Here is a 26,247-nt window from a genome sequence, read left to right on the forward strand (position 1 = left end):
TACCGACGGGACGGTGCGCGCAGCCAGGACAGACACGACGAATGGTCCCGACAGCGCCCTTTCTCCACGCCAGCGTGGGCACGTGGGCAGATTTCTTCACCCTCGGACGACCGTCCCCGTCCAGTAGAGTGCGTCGCATGGTACCTGGCCAGTCGCAGGCTCTCGCGAACCTCCGTCGAGGGGTCGTCGAGCACTGCATCCTCGCGTCGTTGCGCTCCGGAGAGCGCTACGGCTTCGACATCGCGCGCGACCTCGAGGGCACCCTCCTGGCGAGCGCCGGCACGCTCTACCCGCTGCTGTCACGGCTGCGCAAGACCGGCCTGGTCGCGTCGTCGTGGCAGGAGTCCACCGAGGGCCCGCCCCGCCGCTACTACCGGCTCACCGACGACGGCGAGGCCGCGCTGCAGGCCTTCGAGTCGGCCTGGGTGCCGTTCCGCGACGCCGTCGACGCGGCCCTGTCCGACCACCCGACCCCCATCGACCACAGCACCGTCGACCACCAGGAGGAACCGTCATGACCTCGATGAGCACCGCAGGTCCTGGCAGCCGCCCCGACGGCACCGCGCCCGACCCCGTCGAGCGGTACCTCGCGGAGGTCGACGCCGCCCTCGCGGCGCGCGGCGTCGAGGACCGCACCGAGATCGTGGGCGGTCTGCGCGAGCACATCCTCGACGCGACGCAGCACGCCGACCCCGTCGACGGTCCGGCTGACGGCGCGACGGTCGACGCCGTCCTCCGCGACCTCGGCGACCCACAGCTCATCGCCGCCGAGGCCGCGTCCGAGCAGGGCGCGCAGACCCTCCAGACCAGCCTGCTCCCGCGGCTCGAGCACACGCTGCCGCGCCCCAGCCGCTGGCGCGAGCCCTGGGTCCCGGTCCTCGCGCTCGGCCTGCTCTTCGTCGGGACGGCGCTCTTCCCCTTCGTGCTCCCGATCGCGCTGGCCGTCGCCGGACTCGTGCTGGTGTGGGGGACGTCGCTGTGGACCGTGCCCGAGAAGATGCTCGCGACGGTGTCGGCGATCGTCCCCGGGCTGGCCGTCTGGGTCACCTACTCCGTCGCCGTCGGCGTCGAGACCTGCTCGACCACCGCCACCGGCCAGGACGTCCAGACCGTGTGCACCACCGGTCCGGTCGACGGTGCCCTCGCCGCGACCGTCGTCATCGCGGCCCTCGCCGTCGCAGGACTCGTCGGCATGGTCGTCACCACCCGACGAGCCCTCCGCCGCGCGACGCGCTGAACCGGCTCGACGTCGGGGAGGGTCCGACGCAGCAGCCTCTCTCGTGCGGGCACGCTTGTTGACAGCAGGTGCCGTCCACAGGTGTGACCTCTTCGGACGACGTTGACATCTAGGTGGGCTAGACCCATAGTCATGGGAACACCGGAGCTGGAGGCCTGCACATGACGCTCTACACGGCGACAGCGGTCCGAGACGGACGGTGGTGGCTGCTGACCGTCGACGGCCTCGGCGCGACGCAGTCACGCACTCTCAAGGACGCACCTCAGGCGGTCCGGGGTCTGGTGTCCTCGATGCTCGACATCGACGCCGGCTCCTTCGAGGTCGCGGTCGCGCCCGCGATCGACCGGACAGTTCTCGACCACGTCGCCTCAGCGCGGCGCGCCGTGTCTGAGGCCGCTCGGATGCAGGGGGACGCGGCGGCCGAGTCACGAGCAGCCGCGCGCGAGCTCGAGGGGCTGGGGCTCACCGGGACCGACATCGCGTCGATCCTCGAGGTCAGTCCTCAACGGGTGAGCCAGCTCCTCGCGCGCTGACACGCCAGCGCAAGCTCGACACGGCACGCGGGCTTCGTCCCTGCCTCACACCCACCTGCACCGCTCACACGACGCCCTGACCTGCCGATAGGTCAGGCGAGCGCGACGGGGCTGCCGCCTGCGCACCGAGCAGATGGAGCGTGGGATGGGAACCCTCAGGTACGGAGCGGACTCGTACGTGGTCGCCGACAAGGACCTCGTCGGGCTGCAGCTCGCGACGGTCGGTGCCTTCCAGCACCGCCAGGGGTTCTTCGTCGAGCTCCAGGGACCGCAGAGCACCGTGGCGCTGTCCTTCAGCCCCGGGGTACCCATCGCCTTCAAGATCGACACGACCGACCCGATCCACAGCGGCGCCGACGTCGTGGCCGGTTGGGTCCGTCAGGCCGAGAAGGGCGGGACGGTCGAGATCCCGGTCTGACCGGACCGCTCGACCCCGCGAGGCGACCCCCAGGACGGCGGCCGCCCTCCTCGCGTCCTGCCCTCCGCGACCGTCGGCGGGCACTCTGCCCGCCGACGGCTCGCGACTACTGCCGGGACGTCCCGGCGTCGGTGAGCACCCGGACCCGCGACCGGCGCACGGCCACGGCCGTGCCACCCGCCAGGAGCAGCAGCACCGTGAGGGCCACCATTTCGGCGACGTCACCACCGGTCGAGGCCAACCCGTCACCCGCACCGCCGGCAGCGGGCCCGGAGACCGCGCCTCCCCCGGCACCGGCACCGTCGCCCCCGGGGCCACCTGCACCGGGCGCAGACGACTCACCGGGCACGCCCGACTCAGCAGGCGTCTCCGTCCCGGGCGGCGGCGTGACGGTCCCGTCGTCCGGGGCGGCCGCGAGGACCGTGACGGGCAGCCGTGCCTCGCCGCTCGCGGCGGAGATCACGAGGGTGTGCTCGCCGGCCGGGACGTCGACCGGGACCACGGCGGTGGCGCTCAGCCGTCCGGCCGCGTCCGCCGAGGTGCTCAGCAGCGTCACGGGGGCCGACTGCAGCACCACGTCGACGGCCTCGCCTGCGGCGTAGCCGGAGGCGAGCAGCTCGAAGGGCTCCCCCGCGCGCAGCGTCGTGCCGGCGGCCAGGGTCACCGACTTGGGGGTGAAGAGCGCCCCGAAGGAGAGGTCGACGTCGTGCCCGACGAACTTCTTGAGCTCGGTGCTGGGCAGGTCCTGCGCGACGGTCCCGGTGCCGTAGATGTCGACGGTCCCCGAGTCCTTGAGCAGGCGGACCACGGTGCCGTCCACCAGGGACGGTGCGCTGACGATGGCCTCGTAGGACCCGTCCCACCCGGCCAGGACCGGGTCTGCGGCGGACCGCACCGGTGCGTCGGCGGGGTCGCCGCTCCACCCGAACACCGCGAAGCCGCCCTCCTCGTCCGAGCCTCCGGCGAGGATGAGGTACTGCCCGTCGTCGGTGCGCTCCATGTCGCGGTACGCGAGGCCGTCGAGGTCGAGCAGCACCGGGTCGCCGATCACGACGGGCGCGTCGCCCGTGACGACGTCCGCGATGTCGCGCACCCCGACGATCGTGGCGCGGTCGGCCCCGTCGGCGCCGGTGATGATGGGCGAGCGGAAGGCGAGCCAGAGCGTCGTGCCGTCGGGCGCGATCGCCGCACCCTCCACGTTGAGCGAGTGCGGGCCGCGTGCGGACCACCCGGGCTGCGTGGCGACGTCGAAGCCGAAGGTGTCGGCTCCGAGGCCGTGCGCGTCGGAGACGTCCCAGTCGACGAGCGCCTGGCGGATGCCGTGCGTCGAGCCGACGAGCTCGAGGGTCGTCCCGGCGCCCGAGCCCACAACGCGGGTCGCGACGACCACGTCGCGGGCCAGCCGGACGTTGCCGCTGTTCGTGTTGCCGAGGGACCCCACCCAGTAGATGACGTCGTCGATGCGGGCGGCCGCCTCGAGGTCCCACGCGTCGGCGGGACGGGACGGGTCGCCGGCCGGCACCTGGTCGTGGAAGTCGAACTCGGCGACGGGCTCTCCGCCCTCGGGGGCGTAGAGGCGGATCTGGTTGGAGTCGTCGTCGCCCGCCACGAAGTAGCCGTCGCCGACGTCGTACGCAGCCGACGCGTCAGACATGCCGACGTGCGTGGTGGCGGTCGGGTCGGACAGCGCGGTCGAGACCCAGTAGTCGAGGACCGAGGTGCTGGTGCGTCCGTCGGTGGTCGTCGCGGTCAGGGTGAGGGGCGCGCGGCCGGCGGCTGCAGGCACGGCCGCGACGGTGAAGGTCCCGTCCGGCGCGACCGTCACCGTGATGCCCTCGTCGGGCACCACTGCGGCGTCGCCCGAGGTCGCCGTGAGCGTGACGTCCTCGCCGAGCGGGTCGGTGACGGTCCCGGTCGCGACGGGGTTCGTCGGGTCGCCGACGACGGCCGAGAGCACGTTGCCGGAGCCGCTGGCCACACGCACGTCCCAGGCGATGCCCGGCTGCTCGGAGCCGGTGTCGACGGGGCCGTCGCCGGGCACGAAGCCCGGGGCGAAGGCGACACCGCGGAAGGCCTCGCCGAGGCCCGCGCGGGCGATGGTCTCGTCGTGGACCACGTCGACCGTCGTGTCGCCCTGGTCGACGAGGCGGACGGCCTCGTTGCCCTGCGAGGCGCCGCGCACGGCGTAGAGCACCACGTCGTCACCGGCGACGCGCCCCGTCACGCCCCAGAACGCCCCGGGGTACGTCCCGACGTGCTGCCAGCCGGCACCGTCCCGCACGTACTTGGCCAGGCCCTGCCCGGTCCCCTCGGTGAAGGCGACGTAGAGCAGGTCCTCGCCGACGAAGGTGAAGTCGTGGGCGATGTCCGCGCCGGCCGGCGCTGCGGCCACGAGCTCGAGGGTGGACGGCGTGGTGGGCGTCCCCGTCCCGACCTTGTTCACGCCGGAGAAGCCGCTGCGGTCGCTCGACACGTAGAGCTGGCCGTCGTGGAGGACCGGCACCCTGCCGTTGTTGAGGTTCGACGACCCCGTCGTGACGGCCGTCGGGGCGTCGCCACCGAGCGGGAGGGTGAGGACACCGCCCTTGGTGGTCGGGGCGTCACCGCCGTGGCCGCCGACCCAGACGGTCGAGCCGTCGTCGGTCACGGCACCGCGGACGTGCCGCGCGGAGAAGCCGTCGGCGAGCGTCGTCGAGGTGTCGACCGTGCCGTCCTCGGCGACGCGCGCCACGACGCGGAGGACACCGGGCGCGGTGGTCGCGTTGACGTCTGCGGTCCCCGGTGCCGCGTCGTACCCGGCGAGGGTGACGAAGCGGTGGTCGGCGGACTGCTGCAGCGCGCCCTGCTGGTCGCGGTCCGCGCCGAGGGTGAGGGCGTGCTGGTCGCCGTCGGCGGTCGTCGGCAGCGGGACCGTCCCGGAGACGAGGCCGTCTCCGTCGAGGAGACGCAGCGCGACGGGCACGGCGACGTTCCCGGTGGTGGCGCCGTCGCCGACCACGGAGAGCGCGAGCCTGTCGGGCGCGGGGTCCGCCGCGCCGGCGGGCAGCGCGAGGGCACCTCCTGCGACGACGGAGGCAGCGAGGACGGCTGCGAGACGGGAGACGAGGCGCATCAGGAACCTTCGGGTCGGGGGCGGACCGTTCGCCGCCAACCAACCCGCTCGAGGTGAACGGGCGCTGAACCCCGACCGTCCGGCAGGCCTCCCGGGCGAGAACCTCAGGCACCGAGGGCTCTCAGGTGCCAGGGGATCAGGCGCCGGCTGCTGCTCCGGGCCGCGCCCACGGTCCGGCACGGCCGGGTGAGAGCCACCGGGTCAGCCCCACGGCCCCCGCGAGCGCGACCACCCCGAGCACGACGCCGGCCCCTGCGAGCGAGGCGACCGCGGTGAGCGCGCTGAGGGCGAGCGGTCCGGCGGCACCGCCGGTCTCCCCGAGGACGTTCCACACGCCGAGGAACGTGGCCCGGTCACGCACCGGTGCCGCGTCGGCCCCGAGGGTCTTGACGACGCCGGACCCGATGCCCGAGCCGATACCGAGCAGCACGGCGCCGGCCACGATGCCGGCCAGCCCCTCGAGGGCTCCGAGCGCCCCCATGAGGATCAGGCCGACCCCCATGACGCCCGAGCACGAGACGGCGACGACACGTCGGCCGTACCGGTCCATCACGACGCCCGCCGGGTAGAACAGCATGAGCTCGGCGGCGGCGGCCGCGGCGACCACGAGCGAGGTGGTGTGGGCGTCGGCGCCCGCCTCGGAGAGCGCGAGCGGCACCAGGACGGGTCGCAGCGAGCGGGCGAGGTTGATGACCACGACACCGATGCCGACGGTCGCGAGGACCGAGGCGTGGGCGCGCACCAGCTCGCGCAGGGTCGCCGGACGGGTCGTCCGGCGCGGGTCGGAGGCGACGGCGTCCTGTGCCGCGGCACGGTCCCGCGACGTGGCAGGCAGCGACGCGGTGGCAGCCGGGGACGACCCAGCCGCCCCGGCTACCCCGCGGTCGCCCGGCTCGCGTACGACGAGGAGCGTGAGCGCGGCGAGCGCGGCCGCAGCGCTCGCCACGACGAACCCTCCGGCGAGCCCGAACCAGACCTGGAGCCCCGCCCCGGCGAGCGGCCCGAGGACGAGCCCGACACGGCCGGACCCGCCGAGGAGCGACATCGCGCGCGCCCGGTAGGCGTGGGGCACGACGTCGATCGTGTAGGACTGCCGGGCGACGGCGAAGGCTGCGGACGCGACTCCCCCGACGAACCCGACCGCGGCGAGCGCTGCTGGCGAGCTCACGAGGGCGGCACCGGCCCAGGTGACCGTCGAGGCGAGGCTCGCGACGACGAGCACGCGTCGCTCGCCGTAGCGCGTGGTGAGCTGTCCCGCAGGGATGGAGCCGGCGAGCTGGCCGATGCCGACGGTCGCGACCACCAGGGCCGCGAGCGCGAGCGATGCGCCGCCGGCGATCGCGGAGAGGCCGAGGACGACCATCGCGGCGCCCTCGGCGCCGAAGATCAGCGTGGTCGGCACGAGGACGGGCCACACGATCGGGCGCACCCAGCCCTGACCCTGGCTGCGCGCGCGCCGACCCCCGAAGTATCTTGACATCAAGATAAACCTAGGCGGTCCCCCGTCTCCCGTCCACCGAGAGACCACCCGACACGCTCCCGGGGTACGGCGCGCGATACCCCGCGAACGTGTCGGGCGAGCGCTCGTGGGCAGGGCCCGTCGGTAGGGTGCGAGGCATGGGGACCGGGATCTACGTCGAGACGCTCGTGGCGGCGCCGATGGACCGGCTGTGGCACGCCACCCAGGACCCGGGCGCGCACGCCTCGTGGGACCTGCGCTTCTCGTCCATCACCCACCTGCCCACGCCGCCCGGCGAGCCGCAGCGCTTCCGCTACGACAACCGGACCGTGCCCCTCGCGCCGATGACGGGTGTCGGGGTCTCCCGGGGCGAGCGCCACCGCCCGGACGGCTCGTGCACCTCGGCCCTGCGGTTCTCCGCGGACTCACGGCTCTCGCCGATCGCGTCGGGCGACGGGTACTGGCGCTACGTCCCCGACGGTGACCACATCAGGTTCTTCACCGGCTACGACTACGTGCCCGGGTGGCAGGGGCGCGCCCTCGACCGCGCGGTCGTGCGTCCGCTCATCGGGTGGATGACCGCGTGGAGCTTCGACCGGCTGCGCCTCTGGCTCGACCACGGCCTCGCACCGGCCGACGCGCTGCGCCGCACCGTCGTCGTCTGGGCCCTGCGGGTGGCGCTGGTGGTCGCTGCGGTCGTGCTGCTCTCCCCCGTCCCGCTCGCCGCGGTCGCCGCCGTCCTGCTCGCCATCGGTGTGCCGTCTCCGGTGCGCATCCCCCGCGCACGCCGGTGCCTGCGCCGCCCACGGCCGGGCCACCGGCCGTCGGTCCCTCGCATCGCCGCGGACGTCGACGAGGCCGCCCTGCAGCGGGTCCGTCGCGACGCCCCTGGCCCCTCCGCCTCCGCACCCGCACCCGCACCCGCACCCGCACCTGCACCTGCAGACCCCACCGAGGAGCCCCGCTCATGACCACCTCCGTGTTCGCGCAGGCCCTCGGCAGCGACGTCGAGCGCCTGCACCCGCAGATGCGTCGGCGCTTCGGCCTCACCCCGGACGGCGAGAACGCCTGCGTCGGGCGCGGGGTGATGGACGAGGTGTGGCGCGGGCCGCTGGCCACGGTCCCGTTCCTGTGGTTCGGGGCCTGGCGGAACATCCTGGTCCCCCGGACCGGCAGGGGCGTCCCGTTCACCATCGAGAACTACTGCTACGTCGACGGGCTCGGTCGGGACACCACGACCTTCGTGCGGACCTTCGAGTTCCCGCGCGGCCGGCGCAGCCGCTTCGACGCGACCATGGTGTACGACGCGCAGGCCGGCAGGGTCCTCGACTACCTCGGCACGCACCAGCACCTCGCGGTCGACCTCGACCTCACCGTCGACGAGCGCGGCGGGCTGCTGCTGCGCTCCGGCGCGCAGCGGTTCTACGAGGGCCCCGTCGGCTTCTCGTTCCCCATGGTCGCCTCGGGCACCGCCGAGCTCCACGAGCACTTCGACGACGCGACCGGCCGGTTCCACGTGGACCTCACCGTGTCCAACCCGCTGGTCGGGCCGATCTTCGGGTACCGGGGGTCTTTCACCTGCGACTTCACGACGTTGCCGGCGACGTCCGTCCCTGCGTCGGCCAAGCCGCTGCGCGAGGAGCGCCGAGGCTGACCCCCGGCGCCCTGCGCGGACAGGGCCGGGCCGCTCGTGGGTCCGGGCCGGGCCGCGGCCCCGTCGCTCAGGATCGTCAGCTCGTCCGGGGCTCGCCGTCGTCGTCGACGCGGGGGATCCGGGTCGTCTCCTCGGTGGCACCCGGCGGGAGGTCCTCCGTGACACGCGGGAGCCGAGCCGTCTGCTCGGGCTCCGGCGCCTCGGTGTGGGCGCCGGCCCGCGGCGTCCGGCGCAGCACACCCGTCCGCGTCACGGACGGCGGCTCCTCGGGAGCCTGGGCCCCGGGCACCGGGGCAGCACTCTCGTCCTCGACGAGCGCGCGCCGCGGTGCGGCGCTCGGCACGTCCGCAGGCGGCGGCGGCACAGGCAGCGGGGGCTGGACGCGGGTCGCGCCAGAACGCTCGCTCGGCTCCGGCGCCCCGGGCCCCTCGGAGCCGACGACGGTGGTCTCCTCACCGCCGGCGTTCCGGTCGTCGCGGCCGACCTGGTCGTCGTGCGACGCCCCGTCGCCGCCAGAAGCCCTGACGTCGGTCGCCCCGAGAACGCGGTCGGACTCAACCGACGCATCCCCACCGGGCGCAGCGGGCTCAGCGGACACAGCCGCAGCGGGCTCAGCCGCCGCCTCGGCCTCGGCCGTCGCACCGTCCTCCTCCGGCACCGCCTGCTCGGCAGCCGCGCTGCCTGCCGAGGGGTGCCCGGCGAAGCGGCGCTCGCGCTCGGCGGGAGCCTCGTCGTCGTCGGAGTCGCCCTCGGTCGTGCCGTCCGTGCCCTCGTCGTCGACGGCGTCGAGCAGCGCGGTGCGCTCGCGCTCGTCGATGACCTCCTGGCCAGGTCCGGAGAAGGCCTTGGACCGCTCGACGGCGGCCTCGCTCCCGGTGAACAGCCCCTCGCTGGTCCCCCAGGCCATCGTCGCGTCCTCGGACGGCTCGACGACGACGTCGACCGGCGTCCCGTCGGCGCCGACCTTGCCCAGCAGGGTGGTCTCGTCCTCGGACGACGGCACGGCCGGGGCCGTGTGGAACCCGCGCGCGGGCTCGGACAGGTGCATGCGGACGCCCGGCCGCGTCGAGCGGGCGGCGATGCGGCGCGGCAGGTCGGGTTCGGCGGTGACGGAGGGCTTGTCACGCTCGTTGCCGTAGCGCTCCTCGTCGAAGAGCGAGTCGAGCACACCGGACCGCACCGGGGACTTGGCGAGGTCGTGGGCCGGGGCGTCGCCGGGTGCGGCCTCGAGGGCGGCGCGGACCTTCCCGTCGCTCGTGGACAGACGGGTGTGCGGCATGCCCTGCGGCGCGGCGCGCTGCAGCCAGTCGACCAGGCCCTCGCGGACGTAGCAGCGCAGGTCGAACAGCGTCCCGGCGTCGGCGGCGCTCGCGAGGGCGCGCATCCGGACGTAGCCGTTGGTCGCGTCGGTGACCTGGAGGATCCCCACGCGCTTGTCCCACAGCGGCGACGCCTCGAGGAGCCGCTTGAGCTCGGCGCGCATCGCCGGGACGGGCACGTCCCAGTCGAGGTCGATCTCGACGGTGCCGAGCAGCTCGGCGGCACGCCTCGTCCAGTTCTGGAACGGCGTGTTCGTGAAGTACGTGCAGGGCATGATGAGCCGCCGGTCGTCCCACAGGTGCACCACGACGTAGGTCATGGTGATCTCCTCGATGCGACCCCACTCCCCCTCGAGGACCACGACGTCGTCGACACGGATCGCGTCCGTGAAGGCGATCTGCATCCCCGCGAAGACGTTGGCGAGGGCGGTCTGCGCGGCGAGACCGGCGACGATCGAGATGAGACCGGCCGACGCGAGCAGGCTGGTCCCTGCGGTGCGTGCAGCCGGGAAGGTGAAGAGCATCGCGGCGATGGCGCAGATGACCACCAGGGCGACGGTCACCCGTCGCACCACGACGATCTGGGTGCGGACGCGGCGTGCGTGCCGGTTGTCGACGACGTCGGTGCGGAACTGCTTGAGGACGCTGTCCTCGACGACGAACGCCAGGGCCCCGACGAACCACGCCCCGACCCCGATGCCGACGATCAGCAGCAGGTGCTCGGCACCGGCGGTCCACCCGTCGGCGTCGCTCGTGGTCACCCGCAGCGCCACGAGGAGCGCGAGGACGATGAGGACGGCGCGCAGCGGGCGGCGCATGCGGTGCGACACGTCGCGCACGAACTCGTTGCGACGCCCGGCCCGGCGCACGACGATCGACACGATCGTCCCCAGGACGTAGGCGACGACGACCGCTGCGGCGGCGACGGCGAGCGTCACCACGATGTTGGAGGCTTCTTCGGTAGGCACGTCCCCCAGGCTAGGCACCGCACCAGGGACTGTCCTGTGAAGAGAGGTGTCGAGGGCGTGACGACCTGCACGAACACTGACGAAGATCGGTCAGACTGTGCGTGGACTCACAGGTGACGCGCTTCTGCTGCACCGCCAGGAGCGGCACCTGCGCCGTCGGGAGCCTCCACAGCCCCGTCGAGGACGGCGAGCGTCTCGTCGAGCAGCCACTGCGCGACCTCCTGACCGCCGGTCGCCCCGGCGGTCGCGGTGACGACCAGACCCTCCGTCTGCCACCCCACCTCGTGCAGCTCGCCGTGAGCCGGCCGCACGGCCCGGGTCGCGGACTCGAGCATCTCGGCGTCGAGCAGCGAGTCGCCCGCGGCGAGCACGGTCTCGGCGCCGACCCGGCGGGCGACCTCGGCGACGGCTGCTCCCTTGCGGAGACCGACGGGCACGACGTAGAGCTTGCGTCCCTGCAGGGACGCGCGCCACCCGTGCGCCTCGGCCCAGGCGGAGACCTCCGCGACGAAGCCCTCGGGCAGCGCGTCACGGTCGACGACCGCGTAGCAGAAGAGCTCTTCGGCGTTGCGCAGCTTCGAGGTGAACTCGGGCCGGAACGTGTCGGCCATGTACTGCTGCACCTCGGCGAAGGGGTGCGAGGAGGCGGCGAGCTCGCGCTCGACCTGCCGGGTCCAGTCGTCGTCGGTCTCGCCGTCGACGAGCAGGAACCCGCCGTTGGCGGTGATCGCGTACGGCACGGGCGGTCCGGGAAGGGAGATGCGCCGGTACTGGGCGCGCGTACGGGTGGTGGCCGGCACGAGCACGCCGAGCTCGGCCAGCCGGGTGATCGACGCGAGCGCGGTCCGGGTCACGTGCGACAGCGGCTTGTGGTCGTACATCTCGACGCAGACGAGGTCTTCGTAGAGCGCGCTGTCGCGGAGCCTGGTCCCCGGCGGGAGGCCGAGCTTGGCGGCCTTGCCGGAGTAGATGAGCGTCCGGTCGAGGTCGCTCGCCGCGAGCACCGGTCGTCGCAGCCCGGTCGAGACCACGGGTCGGTCGACGGCGACGGGCAGGTTCTCGGCGTCCCCCAGGTTCCTGGTAGCACCCTTGTCCTGGGGAGCCCTCACTGCGCGGCCGTCCCGTCGGCGCCGGTGGCACCCCGTGTGAACTTCGGGTGGATGAGCCCGACGCAGCTGTAGGGCAGGTCCTGCACCTCGACGACCTCGACGCCGCGCTGCTCGGCGAGGAGCAGCACGTGCCCGAGCTCGTGGCGGGCGTCGGCGCGGACGAGGATCTTCCACGGCACTCGGCGCAGCAGCACCCGGGTGGTCTCGCCGACCCCGGGCTTGACGAGGTTGACGTCGCCGAGGCCGTGCTCGGCGGAGATCGCCTCGACGGCCTTCCACCCCGCCCACGTGAGCTCCGGCGCGGGCTGGGCACGCCGTTCGGCGACCGTCGTGGCGACGTCGTCGGCCACCTCGGAGAACTGCATGCTCACGCGGTCGAGGAACTCCCCCGACACGTCGACGTCGGCGAGCTCGGAGTAGAACTTGGCGCCGTGGTACATCCCGGGCGTGATGAGCGCGTCGTTGAGCACGGTCCGCGACACCAGCCCGGAGACCGTGGAGTTGAGGCAGGCGGACGGGATGAGGTAGTCGTCGCGGGTGCCGAACAGCTCGGCGCAGTGACCCGGGTCGGCGAGCACCGCGAGGTCGGCGCTGAAGCCCTCGACGAGACCGAGGGCCGTGTTGGCCTCCTCGACCGCGGCGGCGAGCTCGCGCGAGATCGCGCCCTTGCCGGTCCACCCGTCGACGAACATGACGTCCCCGGGGCGGTGGTGCTGGGCGAGGTAGGCGAGGGCGAGCTGGTCGATGCCGCGACCGCGGACGATGCTCACCGCGTAGTGCGGGAGCACGAGTCCGTGCGCGTAGCTGGCCCAGCGGCGCATGAGCACGCCGATCGGCGTGCCGGCGCGGGCCAGCGAGACGAGGACCGCCTTGTCGCCGCGCTCGGCGAGGACCAGCTCGGTCACGACGCCGACGGCGTGCGCGAGGCGTCGCGAGCTGGCGCGCAGGGCGTCGTGGAACAGCGCGGTGTACTCCGGTGTGGGCTGGTACTCCACGGGCAGCGACTCCGCGTAGTGCGCGCCGCCGGACTGGATGGCCTCCTCGCGCTCCTCGGTCGGGGCCTCGAGCTCGACGCCGGACAGGTCGCTCAGCAGCCACGCGACCTCGTGGGAGTCGTAGGACCCGAACGCGGGTCCGTGCAGGGGCGCCGGAGGGGTGGGGGCTGTCACGGGGTGGGCTCCTCGGTGCTGGTGGCGTGCAGGGTGCTGGTCTCGGGCTGGGTGGTAGCAGGCTCGCTGCCGGTCTGCTCGGTGCGGGCCTGCTCGGTGCGGGCCTGCTCGGTGCCGGGCTGCTGCGTGCCGCTCGGCACCACCACGAGGTGCACGTGGTCGCAGTGCTGCGCGAGCACGTCGAGCAGGCCGCCCGGCGCAGAGAGCGCCGGGGTGTCTGCCGGTCCGTCGACGACCACGACGATATCCGTGGAGCGCCGCCCGGCGTCGACGCCGGCCGCGACGTTGTGGGCGAACCGCGGCCCGGGTCCGTCCTCGGGGCCGTCGTGCGACGGGAAGGTCACGGTCGTGCGGATCGCGTAGCCGGGGTCGTCGAGGGACAGCACCGGAGAGCGCGTGGTCGTCGAGTACCGGACCCGGACGCCGTCGGGGACGACGGCGGTCAGCGCGACGCCCACGAGCAGCGGCGCGTACATGAGCTCTTCGACACCGAGGACGAGGACCTCTGCGCCGGTGAGGTCGCCTGCGAGCTCGTCGGCGAGCGTGGCGGCGTGCCGCCGCAGCACGGTCTCGTCGTCCGGGGAGAACCCGTGCCGTCCGCCCTCGCGGACGCCGGCCTCCCAGGCCGCGCGGCGGGTGACGGTCGCGCGTGCCGTGGCCGCCTCGTCCACGTCGGTGTCACGGGTGCCAGCGCTCACCTGCTGCGCGCTCTGCTCGGCCACCACCTGGGGCGCCCGGTCGAGGACGTCGTCGGGCAGGGAGATCGTGCCGCTCGTGAGGGCGACGACGTCGACGCGTGCCCCGAGCTCGCGTCCCAGCGCGGCGAAGCGCTCCTGGTCGTCCGCAGAGCGCAGGTCGACGAGCGCGGCGACGACGTACCGGTCGCGCGGCCTGTCGGCGTGCAGCGCGCGCACGGTGTTGAGAGCGGTCTTGCCGGTCGAGATCTCGTCGTCGACGAGGACGACGGTCCCGGCGTCGGCGAGGAACCTCGGGTCGTGCGGGAGGAGCAGGTGCTCGGTCGCGTGCGAGTGCTCCTCGGCGAAACCGGCCGCCGGCACGACGCCGGCGACGGGGCGCCGCGTCGAGTGCAGCGACGGGACACCCAGGGCAGCACCGACGCAGTGCCCGAGAGCGGTCGCGGTCTCCGCGTACCCGACGACGACCGTCGTGCCGGCGGAGCCCGGCGCCGCAGCACCTCGCTCCGACCCGACCTCGGCGATCTCGGTCACCGCGTCGTGCAGGCCGTCGACCACGAGCAGCAGGTGCTCTGCAGCGCCCGGGCCGCCGGCGAGCGCCGCGGTCAGCGCGTCGCCGACCTGGGCCGTCCGTGCGGCGTCGGCGACGGTCGTCGCCCCGCCGAGCGCGTCGGCCACGAGCAGGCCGAGCAGCGTGCCGGCGGCCTGCACCACGCGCGGGTCGGTCGGCACGTGCTTGCCGAGCACCGTGGACACCAGCAGGTGAGCGCGGCGCGGGTTGCGGCGCAGCGCGAGCCCGACGAGCGCGGGGAGCGGGAGGTCGACGACGGACCGGTCGGTGGTGAGCCCGACCCCGAGGCGCGCGGAGACCCAGTCTCCGGTCCAGCCGGTCACAGCTGGTCGCTCGCGGAGATCACGTCGATGTAGCTGACGTCCTCGTTGATGACGCCGAACATGGTGGCGCGGCGCAGCAGCTGCTCGGCCCAGGCACGGTGCGGCTTGGACTCGTTCATCTTGTTCTTGTACTGCGAGGCCTTGACCCCGCCGGTGGTCGCGGCGAGGATCTCGCAGGCGTCGGAGTACTCCTCGTGCGAGACCACGGAGAGCGCGTGCACGGCGGCGACGTGCGAGGGGTGGATGACGGTCTTGCCGGTGAGCCCGTTGGCCTGGTCGAGGACCACCTCGCGGATGAGGCCGTCGAGGTCAGCGTCGATCATCTTGGCGCGCAGCGGCTTCTCGTCGTGCTCCTTGAAGGGGCTCTCGCGCAGCTGCGGCTTGAAGATGCGCTCCTGGTACGAGAAGTACTCCCACACCGGCCCGGTGATGACGAAGCCCTGGTCTCCGGCGCGGCCGAGCACGTTGACGATGTCGGAGATCACGTTGGCGACCACGTGCACGTGGTAGATCGTCAGCTCGCGGTTGCGGCGCAGCCCGTAGGCGGACGACAGGTCGGTGGCCCCGGTGCGGACCGCGAGGATGGTGCTGCGGTGCTTGACGAGGAGCTGGCGGACGCCCTCGAGCTCGTCGCGGCGGGTCTCGGTGTAGGCGAGCTCGGGCGACTCGAGCACGGGCATGGCGTAGAGGCGCCGGCCGGTGCGCTCGCTGGCCGCCTCGATCTCCTCGAGGAACTCGACGCCCGTGGACCCGAGGAACTTGGGGATGACGAACCCGGCGAGGACGGACAGGTGCTCGCCGAGCCCGTCGACCACGAGGCGGATCTGGTAGGCGGACCGGACCCGCACGAAGATCAGCGGTCCGGAGGCGCCGGTCTCCGCGTAGGTGCGCAGCTGGGCGACGGTGTTCTGCTCGGCGAAGGGGACCTCTTCGTCGGCGATCGAGTCCTCGAGGCACACCACGAGGGACACGACGCCGTATGCCGCGCGCTTGGCGATGTCGGCGGCGAGGTTCGGGCGGGTACCGGGGCTGTAGAGGGTCGCGCCGAGGCCCACGGCGAGCATGCCGGGATCGGTGTCGACCGTGAACGGCTGCGGCGCGCGGTGGAACAAGCGCTGGATCTCAGCCTCGCTCAGGTATTCGAAGTGGCGCATGGTCCTGGCTCTCTGAACAGACCGGGACACCCGGGTGACCGGGGGTCCGACACGCGCTCGAGGTCGAGCGCAGTTCAAGATAGCCGAGCCTCGTGACAACTGCGGGTCGGGAGCGAGAGGCCGCGCTGGGGAGAACTCCCCGGCGCCGCGCCGCACCCGGCCTGCTCTGCGACGATGTGCTCATGACGCAGATGACCAAGGGCTCGAACATCCCGCTGTCCGCCGCGCGCCTGCGCGCAGAGCTCGTGTGGGACACCGCTCGGGGCGGACCTGAGGTCGACGCCTCGGCGCTGCTCGTGACGGACTCCGGCAAGGTCCGCTCGGACGACGACTTCGTGTTCTTCAACCAGCCCCGCCACGCCTCGGGCGCCGTGCAGAAGCTCCCGCGGACGGTCGACGGCGGCCAGGTCCGCGACGGTCTCGAGCTGGACCTCGGGCGCGTGGAGAGCGCCGTCGACCGGATCGTCCTCGGGGCGTCCGCCGACGGCGGGACCTTCGGCCAGGTCCGCGGCCTGCACCTGCTGCTGACCGACGCGGCGACCGGTGCGCAGGTGGCGCGCTTCGACATGACCGACGCGACGACGGAGACGGCCTACGTGTCGGGCGAGGTGTACCGCCGGGCCGGTGCGTGGAAGCTCCGCGCGGTCGGTCAGGGCTATGCCTCAGGGCTCGCCGGCCTCGCGACCGACTTCGGCATCTCGGTCGACGACGCGCCCGCGTCGCCCGCGGCAGCGCCTCAGGCCACGCCGTCGGCCGCGCCCGCCACCCTCGCTCCCCCGACGACGCCCGCAGCCCCGTACACCCCGCCGGCACCGCCGCTCCCGGCACCCGGCGTGCCGGCCGGCTCGGCACCCCAGACCTCGCCGAGCATCAGCTACACGCGCCCGCCCCGCCCGACGACGGCACCCGCAGCGACGACCCCGCCGCCTCCGGCAGCCCCTCCGGCACCGCTCCTGACGCCGCCGACCGGCGCGCCCCTCGCGGGGTACGCCCCGCCCGCCGCGTACGGCAGCGCACCCCTCTCACCACCGGCACCGCTCAGCCCGTCGGCACCGCTCTCCCCACCGGCTCCCCCGTCGCCCGCGACCTCTCTCCAGGCCCCGTCTCCCTACGGCGCCCCTCCGGCACCTGCCGGTCCGGCTGCGGGTGGTCCGACTGCGGGTGGTCCGGCTGCGGGTGGTCCGACCATCAACCTCGACAAGGGGCGCGTGAGCCTCGCCAAGAACCAGCGGGTGTCCCTGGTCAAGACGGGCGCTCCGCGTCTCAGCCGCGTCCAGCTCGGGCTGGGGTGGGACCCGGCGGGCGGTGGCCGGTCGGTCGACCTCGACGCCTCGGCGATCGTCCTCGACGCCACCGGCAAGGACGTCGACTCCGCCTGGTTCGCGTCGAAGAAGGCCTGCAAGGGTGCGATCAAGCACCAGGGCGACAACCTCACGGGCCAGGGCGACGGGGACGACGAGGTGATCCTCGTCGAGCTCGACGCGCTGCCCGCCGACGTCGCGGCGGTGGTCTTCACCATCAACTCGTTCTCGAAGCACCTGTTCACGGACGTCAAGAACGCCTACTGCCGTCTGGTCGACTCGTCGACGCAGGCGGAGCTGGTGCGCTTCGACCTCACCGACTCGAAGCCGAGCACCGGGGTGTTCATGTGCGTGCTGCGCCGCGCGGCGACGGGCTGGGAGATGGAGGCGCTCGGCGACTTCCACGACGGCCGCTCGGTCAAGGCCATGCGCAAGCCCGCAGCGCAGTACGTCCGCGCGGGCGGCTGACCGGTACCGCGCGGACGACGCGGCCCGGGACGTCCCGGGCCACCGGGGCTCGGTACCCCCGTCCCCAGCAACGCCGCGAGCCCCGGCCCCCGATCGTGCGATCGTGCGATCGGGGGACGGGGCTCGCGTGCTGAGCTGCTCTCGAGCTGTGGCGCCCTGGTGCTCGCAGACCTCAGAGGTGCGGGGAGACCGCGGGGAGGAGCTGGTCGAAGGTGCGCCCCGAGGTGGGGGCACCGATGGCGGTCATGGACCACCCGGCGCCGTCGCGGGACACCTTGGCCATGACCTGGGCGTTGTGCGTGCCGGAGCCGGTGAGCTCGTAGCGGGCGATCTCGGAGCCGTCGGCCTCGTCGACGAGGCGGCAGAACGCGCTCTCGATCTGGCTGAAGTCGTGGCCGGTGAACGAGTTCACGGTGAAGACGATGGTCGTCACGTGCGCGGGGACACGGGTGAGGTCCACGACGATCGACTCGTCGTCACCGTCACCGGCGCCCGTGCGGTTGTCGCCCGTGTGGACGACGGAGCCGTCCTTGCTGCCGAGCTGGTTGAACCAGACGACGTCGACGAGCTGGCCGGCGCCGTCGAACAGCAGGCCGGAGGCGTCGAGGTCGATCTCCTGCTCCTTCTTGCCGAAGAACCCACGCTTCTTCACGGCGTCCCAGCCGAGCCCCATGCGCACGCGCGTGAGGGTTCCTCCGGAGCTCTTGGTGAGCGAGACCTTCTGGCCCTTGGACAGGTTCACAGACATGCGGTGGTGTCCTTTCGTGGTGCGCCAGGCCGGGCCGGGTGGCCCTGGCTGCGTGGTGCGGTGAGGTGCTGTGGTGTGGTCTGGTGTGCAGCGAGGTCAGGTGAGGTGCGCGGTCAGGTGAGGTGCGCGGTCCGCCGTCAGACCGACGTCGGGTGCGAGGTGCCCGTGCCGCCCGTGGGACCGGCGTGCTCGTCAGCGGCGCCGGCGCTGTCGGTGCTGCTGGTCTCCTCGGGCGCCGCGCCGTCCAGCCCCTCCCTGCGGCGGTGCCGCACGGAGGACCAGAACGCGGCCCCGATGAACACGACGCCGATGAGCCCGGTGACGACCTCGTTGATGTGCCAGTGGATCGACAGGAGCAGGATCGTGGCGAGCGCCCCGATGGCCCAGTGCGCGCCGTGCTCGAGGTACACGTACTCGGCGAGCGTGCCCTTGCGGACCAGGAAGATGGTGATCGAGCGGACGAACATCGCGCCGATGAACCCGAGCCCGAGGGCGATGATGATCGGGTCTGCGGTGATCGCGAAGGCACCGATGACGCCGTCGAAGGAGAACGACGCGTCGAGCACCTCGAGGTAGAGGAACAGGAAGAACCCGGCCTTGCCGGTCGCCTTGGCCAGACCTGTCGGGCCGGTCGGCCGCGCGGCCGAGGTGATCGGCGCCCTGGGATCGGTCGACACGTCGGCACCGCCCGCTGCCGCAGCGCGCGCGACCGGTTCCTGCTCCTGCACACCGTCAGCAGTCGCGTCGTCGTCGAGCACGTGGCTGTCCTCGAAGAGGCTGCCCAGCCCGTTGACGGCCAGGTAGGTGATCATGCCGAGCACACCGGCGAGCAGCACGGTGTGCGAGTCCTCGGCGAGCAGCTCGGAGGCGAGGACGAGGGCGATCGCGGCGACCACCACGGAGAGGTTCGCGAGCTTCCCTGCGCGGGCGAGCGGGCGCTCGATCCAGGACAGCCAGGTGATCTCGCGCTCGGAGAAGACGAAGTCGAGGAACAGCATGAGCAGGAACAGCCCGCCGAAGGCCGCGATCTGCGGGTGGGCCTCGGCGAGGATGTACCCGTAGCTGCCCGGCTCGTGGACGTCGCCCTTGGCCATCGCGAGCCGCACGGCCTCGACCGGTCCCAGCCCGGCGGTGACGCTCACGACGAGCAGCGGGAACACCAGCCGCATGCCGAACACGGCGATGAGCACGCCGACGGTGAGGAAGATCTTCTGCCAGGCCTCGCTCATGCGCTCGAGGACCTTGGCGTTGACCACCGCGTTGTCGAAGCTCAGCGAGACCTCGAGGACCGCGAGGATCAGGCAGAGCACGAGGGCCTCTGGCCCTCCGTAGAGGAGTGCCGTCACGAGGGCGAGGGCGGTGATGACGAAGGACCACCCGAAGGTACGGAGGATCATGCTCTGTCCTGTCTAGGAACTGCTGAAGAAGGGCGACCCGGGAGAGTCCCGGGCCGCCCTGTGGAGCTGTGGTGCGTCAGACGCCCACGCCGAAGTCGCGGGCGATGCCCACGAGGCCCTCGGCGTATCCCTGGCCGACCGCGCGGAACTTCCACTCGGCGCCGTTGCGGTAGAGCTCGCCGAACACCATGGCGGTCTCGGTCGAGGCGTCCTCGCTGAGGTCGTAGCGCGCGATCTCGGCGCCGCCGGCCTGGTTGATGACGCGGATGAACGCGTTGCGGACCTGGCCGAAGCTCTGCGAGCGGGCTGCGGCGTCGTAGATCGAGACGGGGAACACGATCTTGTCGACCTCCGGCGGCACGGCCGCGAGGTTGACGTTGATCTCCTCGTCGTCGCCGTCGCCCTCACCGGTGAGGTTGTCACCGAGGTGCTGGACGGAGCCGTCGACGCTCGTGAGGTTGTTGAAGAAGACGAAGTGTCCGTCGGAGAGGACCTTGCCGCTGACGCCGGCCATGATGGCGCTCGCGTCGAGGTCGAAGTCGGTCCCGGTCGTGGACCGTGCGTCCCAGCCGAGGCCGACGGTGACTGCGGTCAGACCAGGTGCCTCTTTGGTGAGCGAGACGTTCCCGCCCTTGGTAAGACTGACTCCCACGAGTGCTCCAGACGCTCAGGGCGAGGGCGCCGGGCCCTCACCGTTCGGTGTGCTGCGTCACCATGAGGCGACGCGCCGACTATATCCCCGCCACCCTCGGGATTCCTGGGGACCAGGGGTGATCTGGATGGGGACCGCTCCCCTGCCCATACGGGAGGTCCCTGCTGGTCCCGCACCGGCCGGCCCCCGGACGTGGCCCCTCCGGGAGGGCCCGGCCCACCTTGGTGCGCTCCCTCGCGGGCGAGCAGGGCTCCGCTTTGACCCGGAGGCCCTCGGCAGCGCACCCTGGAGGGGTGAACGAGGAAGAGATCCGCCACCGTCAGGCCAACTGGTTCTTGGGCGGCGTGCTGCTCGTGATCTGCACAGGTATCGGCATCGCGATCACGATGGCGCGGGCCGACAACCTGTACGTCGGCATCGGCTTCGTGGTCGGCCTGGTGCTCTGCTGGGCCGTCAACAAGTTCGTGAAGTAGCCGACACCCTCGCGCCTCAGGCCCTCGCACCTCAGGCCCTCAGGTCCTCGTGCCTCAGGCCCGTCGCACCTCACACCCTTCGCGCCTCAGACCAGCGCCGTGAGCACCCCGTGCCACACGTCGCGCGGTGAGAGCCACGGCTCGAGTGCCACGGCCCGTCCGACCGGCCGCCCCCAGCCTTCTGGGCGGCTCGCGCCGAGGCTGAGCACCGCGCCCTCCGGGGCGCGGAACGCGCGTCCCGGCCCGGTGCTGGTCCACGCCACGACGCGTGCGGGCGCGGCGGCGAGGTCGACCACCTCCACGTAGCGGTGGGCAGCCACCGGCTGCCCCGGTGCGAGGGCTCCCGGTGGCGGCGTGGAGCGGATCACCGCCCAGGTGCCGACGCGGTCGACGACCATCGACGCCATGCCGTCCGCGGAGCCGTCCTGCGCGTGCGCCGCGCGGACGTGGACGCGGACGTCCGGCCGGTGCACGGCCCGGCGCACGAGCTCGCCCGTGGTGGTCGCCGTCCCGCTCGGCGCCAGGAGCCCGGCGCGGACCGGCCCCGGGCGGTGCGCGGGCGCGAGCCGGTGCGACCCGCGGACGAAGATGTCGAGCTCCTCGGCCCCCAGCCACGCCTCCGGAGGGACGTACCAGCGGTCCTGGTCGAGGGTCGCGAGCCACCCGTGCTGCTGACCGTCGAGAACGCTGCCCGGGCTCGGCACCGCGCCGTCCGCGACGCGCACCGAGGCGAGCGTCTCCTCGAGCGCCTGCACGAGCGCCCGGTGGTGGGCGACCGGCACCGTCACGGACACCTCGTCGACCCACCCGGCACCACCGGCGACGACTCCAGCACCCGCACCCGCACCCGCACCCGCACCCGCACCCGCACCCGGGACGAGGATGGACGTGCGGACCACGGGCGTGGTCATGTCGTGCTCGACGACGTCGAGACGCACCGCGGTCACCTCGCGCCCACCGTCCGTGGGGAGCACGACGGTCCGGGCGTCGAGGAGCACGGCACGGGGGTCGTCGGCGAAGGCTGCCACCACACGCGACCTGGCGGCCTGCTCGAGGAGCTCGCTCACGGACCCGGGACCGGGCGCGCTGCTGGCACCCCACCCGATCACCGCGCCCGGGCCCCCGGGCCGCAGCCGCCGGACGTCGACCTGCGCGGCGACGTGCCGCCCGCTGGCGTCCGCGAGGGACGCCGCGGAGGCACGCGCACCGGTCCCGGTGACGTCGTCGACCACCACCCAGCCGAGAGGCGGCTGCAGGCTGGTGCCCGACGGCGCGACGAGGCGTCGGCCCGCCGTCATGGCGTCCACGGCGTCGTCAGGCGGTCGTCGGGCATCGGCGCTGCGTCAGACGTCGATGCGGCGCGGGCCCGCCTGCCAGGCGCTCCACGCGGAGCCGAGGATCTCCTCGAGGTCCGCCTCGGCACGCCAGCCGAGCACCTCGTTGATGCGCTCGGGCGAGCCGACCAGCTGGGGCGGGTCGCCCGCGCGGCGGGGCTCGATGATCGGGTCGATGGTCAGGCCGGACGCGGCGGCGAGGCCGTCGAGCACCTCCCGGACCGAGGCTCCCGTGCCGGTGCCGACGTTGAACACGTCGAAGGGCTGGGTGTCGTGGGTGAGGTACTGGAGCGCGGCGATGTGCGCCTTGGCGAGGTCCAGGACGTGGATGTAGTCGCGGATGCAGGTGCCGTCGGGCGTCGGGTAGTCGTCGCCGAACAGGCGGGGCTGCTCGCCGCGCTCGAGGCGGTCGAGGACCATGGGCACGAGGTTGAGGACGGCGGGGTCGCCGAGGTCGTCCCAGCCGGCGCCGGCGACGTTGAAGTAGCGCAGGGCCACGAACTTCAGGCCCCAGGCGCGCGAGGCCGCGCGGCCCAGCCACTCGCCGACGAGCTTCGTCTCGCCGTAGGGGTTGATGGGCTCGGCGTGCAGCTTCTCCTCGACCACGGAGACCGACGGCATGCCGTAGGTCGCGGCGGACGACGAGAAGACGAGCTTGTGCACGCCGACCTCTTCCATCGCGGCGAGGACGTTGGTGAGGCCGCCGACGTTCTGCTGGTAGTAGTACGTGGGCCGCTCGACGGACTCGCCGACCTGCTTGCGGGCCGCGAAGTGGATGACAGCGTCGACCTCGTGCTCACGCAGGGCTGCCGCGAGGACCTCCTGGGCGCCGGCCGAGGCGACGTCGAGCTCGATCACGGTCGCGTCGCCGACACGGCTGCGCGCACCCGTGCTGAGGTCGTCGACGACGACGACCTTGTCACCGCGCTCGTGAAGGAGGCGCACCACGTGTGCGCCGATGTACCCAGCCCCGCCAGTCACCAGAATCGTCATGCCTGCAGGTTACCGCTCTGCCGAGGACGACGGCAGGGACGTCCGGCACGGCTCTCGGGCGGTCTCGCAGAGCGTCTCGCAGCCCGCAGCCCTGGTGCCCCGCAGGAACCGGTCGCACCGACGCCAGAGGGCTCGGAAGCTCCGGTGGGGCCAGCCCTCAGGCCCAGCCGAGCTCGTGGAGCCGCGCGTCGTCGATGCCGAAGTGGTGGGCGATCTCGTGGACCACCGTGATGGTCACCTCGTCGACCACCTCCTCGACCGTCTCGCAGATGGCGAGGGTGGGGTTGCGGAAGATGGTGATGCGGTCCGGCAGCGCACCGGCAGCCCAGCCGAGGTCGCGCTCGGTGAGGGGGACGCCGTCGTAGACGCCGAGCAGGTCGGGCTGCTCGGGCGGGGCGTCGTCCTCGACGAAGATCACCACGTTGTCCATCTGGGCGGTGAGCTCGGGAGGCACCTGGTCGAGGGCGTCAGAGACGGCTTCCTCGAACTGCTCGCGCGTCATGTCGACCATGCTCTCCATCCTCCCGCACTTCTGGTGGGGCTCGTCGCGCCGCCTCGGCCAGGGCCCGCGTGGCTGACCACGCCTCGGCCAGGCCCGCGCAGCTGCCGCGCCCCAGCCAGGGCCCGCGCACCTGTCCCACGTCTGCCAGCACGCTGTCCAGCACCTGACCAGACCCTCTTCAGGCCGTGTCCCAGCCTGGGGTTTTGCGTCCACCGGGCATGAGGCCATATGCTTCGTACCGTCCTCGACGGTTCGGTCATGGTTCACGCCACGGCTCGTCTTCGACTAGGCCCCCATCGTCTAGCGGCCTAGGACGCCGCCCTTTCACGGCGGTAGCACGGGTTCGAATCCCGTTGGGGGTACGAGCAGGACGAGGATCACCGCGAGGTGGTCACGGAGGGCTCAGAAGTACGGTAAGGTTCTCAACGGTTCGGACAACGAACCGAGAGAAGCAGCAAGGACCTTGTGTCACAGCGTGATCCAAGGCCCCGTAGCGCAGTTGGTTAGCGCGCCGCCCTGTCACGGCGGAGGTCGCGGGTTCAAGTCCCGTCGGGGTCGCTTGACGATGGTCGCCCGGTCATAGAGATATGGCCGGGCTTCCGTGTCAAGGCTCTGTAGCTCAGTTGGTAGAGCGTTCGACTGAAAATCGAAAGGTCACCGGATCGACGCCGGTCGGAGCCACACACATCGAGAACGCCGCAGACATGTCTGCGGCGTTCTTGCGTTGTCGCAGGTTCTCGCGTTCCCGGACGTTCTCGCGTCTCCTGAGGCTCTCGCACTCCCGGGCATCGCGGGATCGCCCTGCCGTCAGGTCCGGGGTCGAGCGCAGTCGAGCACCAGACCCGCCGCACTGCGTCCCCTGTGCGCACGCCGTACGATCGTCCTCAGATCAGATCCGCAGCATCCCTGGTCACAGGGGCGACGGAGACGACGGCGCGCGGCAGGCGACGCGCGGACCAACAGGAAGGTGTGACGGCCATGAGCCAGAAGGACACCGGGCTGCCAGGCGGCCCGACCGAGCAGGCGACGATCGGCACCCTCGTCGGTCGCCTGAGCGAGCAGATCAGCCGGCTGGTCCGTGCGGAGATCGCCTCGGCCAAGACCGAGCTGACCACGAAGGCCAAGGGCATCGGCATCGGTGCCGGGCTGATCGCCGCAGGGCTGGTCTTCGCCCTCTACGCCCTCGGCGTCCTGCTGTACGCAGCCGTCGCGGGGATCGCCAACGCCCTGCCGCTGTGGCTGTCCGCGCTGATCGTCGGCGTCGCGCTGCTCCTCGTGACCGGGATCCTCGTCGGGGTAGGGGTCAAGCTGCTGAAGAAGGGCACGCCCCCCAAGCCCGAGATCACGGTGAACAGCATCAAGGACGACGTCACCGCCATCAAGGAAGGTCTGAAGTCATGACCGATCAGCCTCTGCACGTCCCCGACCCCTCGAGCATGTCTGCCGCCGAGCTGAGCGCCGAGGTGCTCAAGGCGCGTGCGGAGCTCGCCGCGACCGTCGACGAGCTGTCGACCCGCCTGAGCCCCAAGACGCTCGCCTCCGAGGCGGCCACCACCGCGCGCCTCGCTGCGACCGACGCCGGGGCCTTCGTCACGGGTGCCGGCCTGCCCAAGGCCTCTCGCTCGCGCGCGCGCAACGCGAAGATCGTCCTGGGCGTCGCCGCCGGTGTCGTGGCGGTCGTCGCGCTGACAGTGATCCGTCGCGCCCGCCGCTGACCCCAGCAGCGCGCGCTCAGCACCGCACGCTCAGCACCGCGGCGTCTGCCAGAAGACGCGAGAGGCCCCGTCCGGAGCATGTCCGGACGGGGCCTCTCGGTGTCTCTGGGTGCCTCTGCGATCGAGGGGGCCTGGGGGTCAGCCCGCCTCTGGGATCGCTGGGGCCTGAGGGTCAGGCGCCTCGGTGCTGGCTGAGGTCTTCCTCGTTGATGCTCACGCCCGAGTCCGCGAGGAGGCCCTTGACCTCGGCCTCGCGGTAGCGGCGGTGGCCGCCCAGCGTGCGGATCGAGGACAGCTTGCCGGCCTTGGCCCAGCGCGTGACCGTCTTGGGGTCCACGCGGAACAGGCTCGCGACCTCGGCGGGGGTCAGCAGGACTTCCTGCTCTCCACGGTTGCTCAACATGATGCACCTCTCTGTGGCGCAGACTGGTCCCGGGGGGAGGGAACTCATCGATCAGCCCTAGCCGTTTCGTCCATTATCACCCTACGGGCGATTCGTGCCCGGTGCCACCGGGGGTGAAAAGTGAGCAGATGACGGACATGGACCGAGTGTGCACGCAGTGACGGTTGCCACACCGCCCGTGCGCGGGGGTCACGCACCGTGGTCCGAGTGGTCCAACCGCCCCGCGACCATGTACCGTTAACCCACGAACAGACGAAATACACCCCGGGGCCGCACGTCTAGTACGCCAGCCGCCCCGCTTCTACGTTGAGGGGGTCGGAGCCATGGGCCGCGGCCGTCAGAAGGCAAAGCAGACCAAGGTCGCTCGGGAGCTGAAGTACTACTCTCCGGGAACGGACTACAGGGCTCTCGAACAAGAGCTCACCGGTCACAGCCGAACCGACATCGCCACAGACTCTCGCCACGGTGCGAGCAGGTCGGACGAGGTCGAGGACCGTGACCCGTACGCGGACTGGTCCGACGACAGGTGACCTGAGCGTC

25 protein-coding genes and 3 tRNA genes are annotated in these 26,247 nt (G+C 72.6%); 14 read left to right on the plus strand and 14 right to left on the minus strand.

Annotated features, from left to right (window positions below; translation table 11 throughout):
- The first annotated feature begins 137 nt into the window (after window positions 1-137).
- From SKED_RS16600 to SKED_RS16615, 4 genes are all read left to right on the plus strand, one after another.
- The gene (locus SKED_RS16600) at window positions 138-518 is read left to right on the plus strand and encodes a PadR family transcriptional regulator (RefSeq protein ID WP_012868342.1); all 381 of its coding nucleotides are present in this window, start codon (window positions 138-140) and stop codon (window positions 516-518) included.
- Complete coding sequence (locus SKED_RS16605) at window positions 515-1,237, plus strand: DUF1700 domain-containing protein (protein ID WP_012868343.1); 723 nt, start codon at window positions 515-517, stop codon at window positions 1,235-1,237. Before SKED_RS16600 ends, SKED_RS16605 begins: the two co-directional genes overlap by 4 nt.
- A gap of 161 nt (window positions 1,238-1,398) precedes the next feature.
- The gene (locus tag SKED_RS16610; RefSeq protein WP_012868344.1) at window positions 1,399-1,770 is read left to right on the plus strand and encodes a hypothetical protein; all 372 of its coding nucleotides are present in this window, start codon (window positions 1,399-1,401) and stop codon (window positions 1,768-1,770) included.
- A gap of 145 nt (window positions 1,771-1,915) precedes the next feature.
- Window positions 1,916-2,188 carry a hypothetical protein gene (locus tag SKED_RS16615; RefSeq protein ID WP_012868345.1) on the plus strand — a complete coding sequence of 91 codons (273 nt, stop codon included), beginning with the start codon at window positions 1,916-1,918 and terminating at the stop codon, window positions 2,186-2,188.
- A 106-nt stretch (window positions 2,189-2,294) separates the two neighbouring features.
- Here SKED_RS16615 and SKED_RS19210 read toward each other — a convergent pair whose 3' ends face one another.
- Window positions 2,295-5,300 (minus strand): hypothetical protein, encoded by a 3,006-nt coding sequence (locus SKED_RS19210; protein ID WP_012868346.1) that lies wholly within the window; start codon window positions 5,298-5,300, stop codon window positions 2,295-2,297.
- 136 nt (window positions 5,301-5,436) lie between these two features.
- Window positions 5,437-6,780, minus strand: a complete 1,344-nt coding sequence (locus tag SKED_RS16625) for an MFS transporter (protein WP_081448024.1) — start codon at window positions 6,778-6,780, stop codon at window positions 5,437-5,439.
- Between the two features lie 137 nt (window positions 6,781-6,917).
- Here SKED_RS16625 and SKED_RS16630 point away from each other — a divergent pair, with 137 nt between their 5' ends.
- Window positions 6,918-7,730, plus strand: a complete 813-nt coding sequence (locus tag SKED_RS16630) for a hypothetical protein (RefSeq protein WP_012868348.1) — start codon at window positions 6,918-6,920, stop codon at window positions 7,728-7,730.
- On the plus strand, window positions 7,727-8,413 hold the full coding sequence (locus SKED_RS16635) for a DUF4166 domain-containing protein (protein ID WP_012868349.1): 687 nt from the start codon (window positions 7,727-7,729) through the stop codon (window positions 8,411-8,413). Before SKED_RS16630 ends, SKED_RS16635 begins: the two co-directional genes overlap by 4 nt.
- 76 nt (window positions 8,414-8,489) lie before the next feature.
- Here SKED_RS16635 and SKED_RS20560 read toward each other — a convergent pair whose 3' ends face one another.
- From SKED_RS20560 to SKED_RS16655, 5 genes are all read right to left on the minus strand, one after another.
- Window positions 8,490-10,700, minus strand: a complete 2,211-nt coding sequence (locus SKED_RS20560) for a mechanosensitive ion channel family protein (RefSeq protein WP_052293908.1) — start codon at window positions 10,698-10,700, stop codon at window positions 8,490-8,492.
- 107 nt (window positions 10,701-10,807) lie between these two features.
- Window positions 10,808-11,809 carry an HAD family hydrolase gene (locus SKED_RS16645; protein ID WP_174269736.1) on the minus strand — a complete coding sequence of 334 codons (1,002 nt, stop codon included), beginning with the start codon at window positions 11,807-11,809 and terminating at the stop codon, window positions 10,808-10,810.
- Entirely contained in the window at window positions 11,806-12,978 is a 1,173-nt protein-coding gene (locus SKED_RS19220; RefSeq protein WP_012868352.1) for a cysteine protease StiP family protein, read from the minus strand. Before SKED_RS19220 ends, SKED_RS16645 begins: the two co-directional genes overlap by 4 nt.
- On the minus strand, window positions 12,975-14,567 hold the full coding sequence (locus tag SKED_RS19225; protein WP_012868353.1) for a phosphoribosyltransferase family protein: 1,593 nt from the start codon (window positions 14,565-14,567) through the stop codon (window positions 12,975-12,977). Before SKED_RS19225 ends, SKED_RS19220 begins: the two co-directional genes overlap by 4 nt.
- Complete coding sequence (locus SKED_RS16655; protein ID WP_012868354.1) at window positions 14,564-15,721, minus strand: HpcH/HpaI aldolase/citrate lyase family protein; 1,158 nt, start codon at window positions 15,719-15,721, stop codon at window positions 14,564-14,566. The genes SKED_RS19225 and SKED_RS16655 overlap by 4 nt, the downstream gene beginning before the upstream one ends.
- A gap of 182 nt (window positions 15,722-15,903) precedes the next feature.
- On the opposite strand from SKED_RS16655, the gene SKED_RS16660 reads away from it, so the two are divergent.
- Window positions 15,904-17,490, plus strand: coding sequence for a TerD family protein (locus SKED_RS16660; RefSeq protein ID WP_012868355.1), 1,587 nt, complete (start codon window positions 15,904-15,906; stop codon window positions 17,488-17,490).
- A gap of 172 nt (window positions 17,491-17,662) precedes the next feature.
- On the opposite strand, the gene SKED_RS16665 is transcribed toward SKED_RS16660, so the two are convergent.
- The 3 genes from SKED_RS16665 to SKED_RS16675 form a co-directional block, all read right to left on the minus strand.
- Window positions 17,663-18,238 carry a TerD family protein gene (locus tag SKED_RS16665; protein ID WP_012868356.1) on the minus strand — a complete coding sequence of 192 codons (576 nt, stop codon included), beginning with the start codon at window positions 18,236-18,238 and terminating at the stop codon, window positions 17,663-17,665.
- A 137-nt stretch (window positions 18,239-18,375) separates the two neighbouring features.
- Window positions 18,376-19,635, minus strand: coding sequence for a DUF475 domain-containing protein (locus SKED_RS16670; protein ID WP_012868357.1), 1,260 nt, complete (start codon window positions 19,633-19,635; stop codon window positions 18,376-18,378).
- Between the two features lie 76 nt (window positions 19,636-19,711).
- Complete coding sequence (locus SKED_RS16675; protein WP_012868358.1) at window positions 19,712-20,287, minus strand: TerD family protein; 576 nt, start codon at window positions 20,285-20,287, stop codon at window positions 19,712-19,714.
- A gap of 293 nt (window positions 20,288-20,580) precedes the next feature.
- Here SKED_RS16675 and SKED_RS16680 point away from each other — a divergent pair, with 293 nt between their 5' ends.
- Window positions 20,581-20,760, plus strand: coding sequence for a hypothetical protein (locus tag SKED_RS16680; RefSeq protein WP_012868359.1), 180 nt, complete (start codon window positions 20,581-20,583; stop codon window positions 20,758-20,760).
- An 86-nt stretch (window positions 20,761-20,846) separates the two neighbouring features.
- Here SKED_RS16680 and SKED_RS16685 read toward each other — a convergent pair whose 3' ends face one another.
- The 3 genes from SKED_RS16685 to SKED_RS16695 form a co-directional block, all read right to left on the minus strand.
- Complete coding sequence (locus SKED_RS16685; protein ID WP_012868360.1) at window positions 20,847-22,067, minus strand: hypothetical protein; 1,221 nt, start codon at window positions 22,065-22,067, stop codon at window positions 20,847-20,849.
- 36 nt (window positions 22,068-22,103) lie between these two features.
- Window positions 22,104-23,087: a UDP-glucose 4-epimerase GalE gene (galE, locus tag SKED_RS16690; RefSeq protein WP_042438159.1), complete on the minus strand. Its 984-nt coding sequence runs from the start codon at window positions 23,085-23,087 to the stop codon at window positions 22,104-22,106.
- 157 nt (window positions 23,088-23,244) lie between these two features.
- Window positions 23,245-23,598, minus strand: a complete 354-nt coding sequence (locus SKED_RS16695; RefSeq protein WP_042439602.1) for a metallopeptidase family protein — start codon at window positions 23,596-23,598, stop codon at window positions 23,245-23,247.
- A 280-nt stretch (window positions 23,599-23,878) separates the two neighbouring features.
- On the opposite strand from SKED_RS16695, the gene SKED_RS16700 reads away from it, so the two are divergent.
- The 5 genes from SKED_RS16700 (at window position 23,879) to SKED_RS16720 (ending at window position 25,304) form a co-directional block, all read left to right on the plus strand.
- Window positions 23,879-23,951 (plus strand) — tRNA-Glu (locus SKED_RS16700).
- A 122-nt stretch (window positions 23,952-24,073) separates the two neighbouring features.
- A tRNA-Asp gene (locus SKED_RS16705) sits at window positions 24,074-24,147 on the plus strand.
- A 50-nt stretch (window positions 24,148-24,197) separates the two neighbouring features.
- A tRNA-Phe gene (locus SKED_RS16710) sits at window positions 24,198-24,270 on the plus strand.
- Between the two features lie 297 nt (window positions 24,271-24,567).
- Complete coding sequence (locus SKED_RS16715) at window positions 24,568-24,990, plus strand: phage holin family protein (protein WP_012868363.1); 423 nt, start codon at window positions 24,568-24,570, stop codon at window positions 24,988-24,990.
- Entirely contained in the window at window positions 24,987-25,304 is a 318-nt protein-coding gene (locus SKED_RS16720; RefSeq protein WP_012868364.1) for a DUF3618 domain-containing protein, read from the plus strand. Before SKED_RS16715 ends, SKED_RS16720 begins: the two co-directional genes overlap by 4 nt.
- Before the next feature lie 172 nt (window positions 25,305-25,476).
- Here SKED_RS16720 and SKED_RS16725 read toward each other — a convergent pair whose 3' ends face one another.
- On the minus strand, window positions 25,477-25,707 hold the full coding sequence (locus SKED_RS16725; protein ID WP_012868365.1) for a BldC family transcriptional regulator: 231 nt from the start codon (window positions 25,705-25,707) through the stop codon (window positions 25,477-25,479).
- A 323-nt stretch (window positions 25,708-26,030) separates the two neighbouring features.
- Between SKED_RS16725 and SKED_RS16730 the strand changes: the two genes are divergently transcribed.
- The gene (locus SKED_RS16730) at window positions 26,031-26,237 is read left to right on the plus strand and encodes a DUF3073 domain-containing protein (protein WP_012868366.1); all 207 of its coding nucleotides are present in this window, start codon (window positions 26,031-26,033) and stop codon (window positions 26,235-26,237) included.
- Window positions 26,238-26,247: the final 10 nt, after the last annotated feature.

It is taken from the genome of Sanguibacter keddieii DSM 10542 (genome assembly GCF_000024925.1).
Classification (GTDB): Bacteria; Actinomycetota; Actinomycetes; order Actinomycetales; family Cellulomonadaceae; genus Sanguibacter; species Sanguibacter keddieii.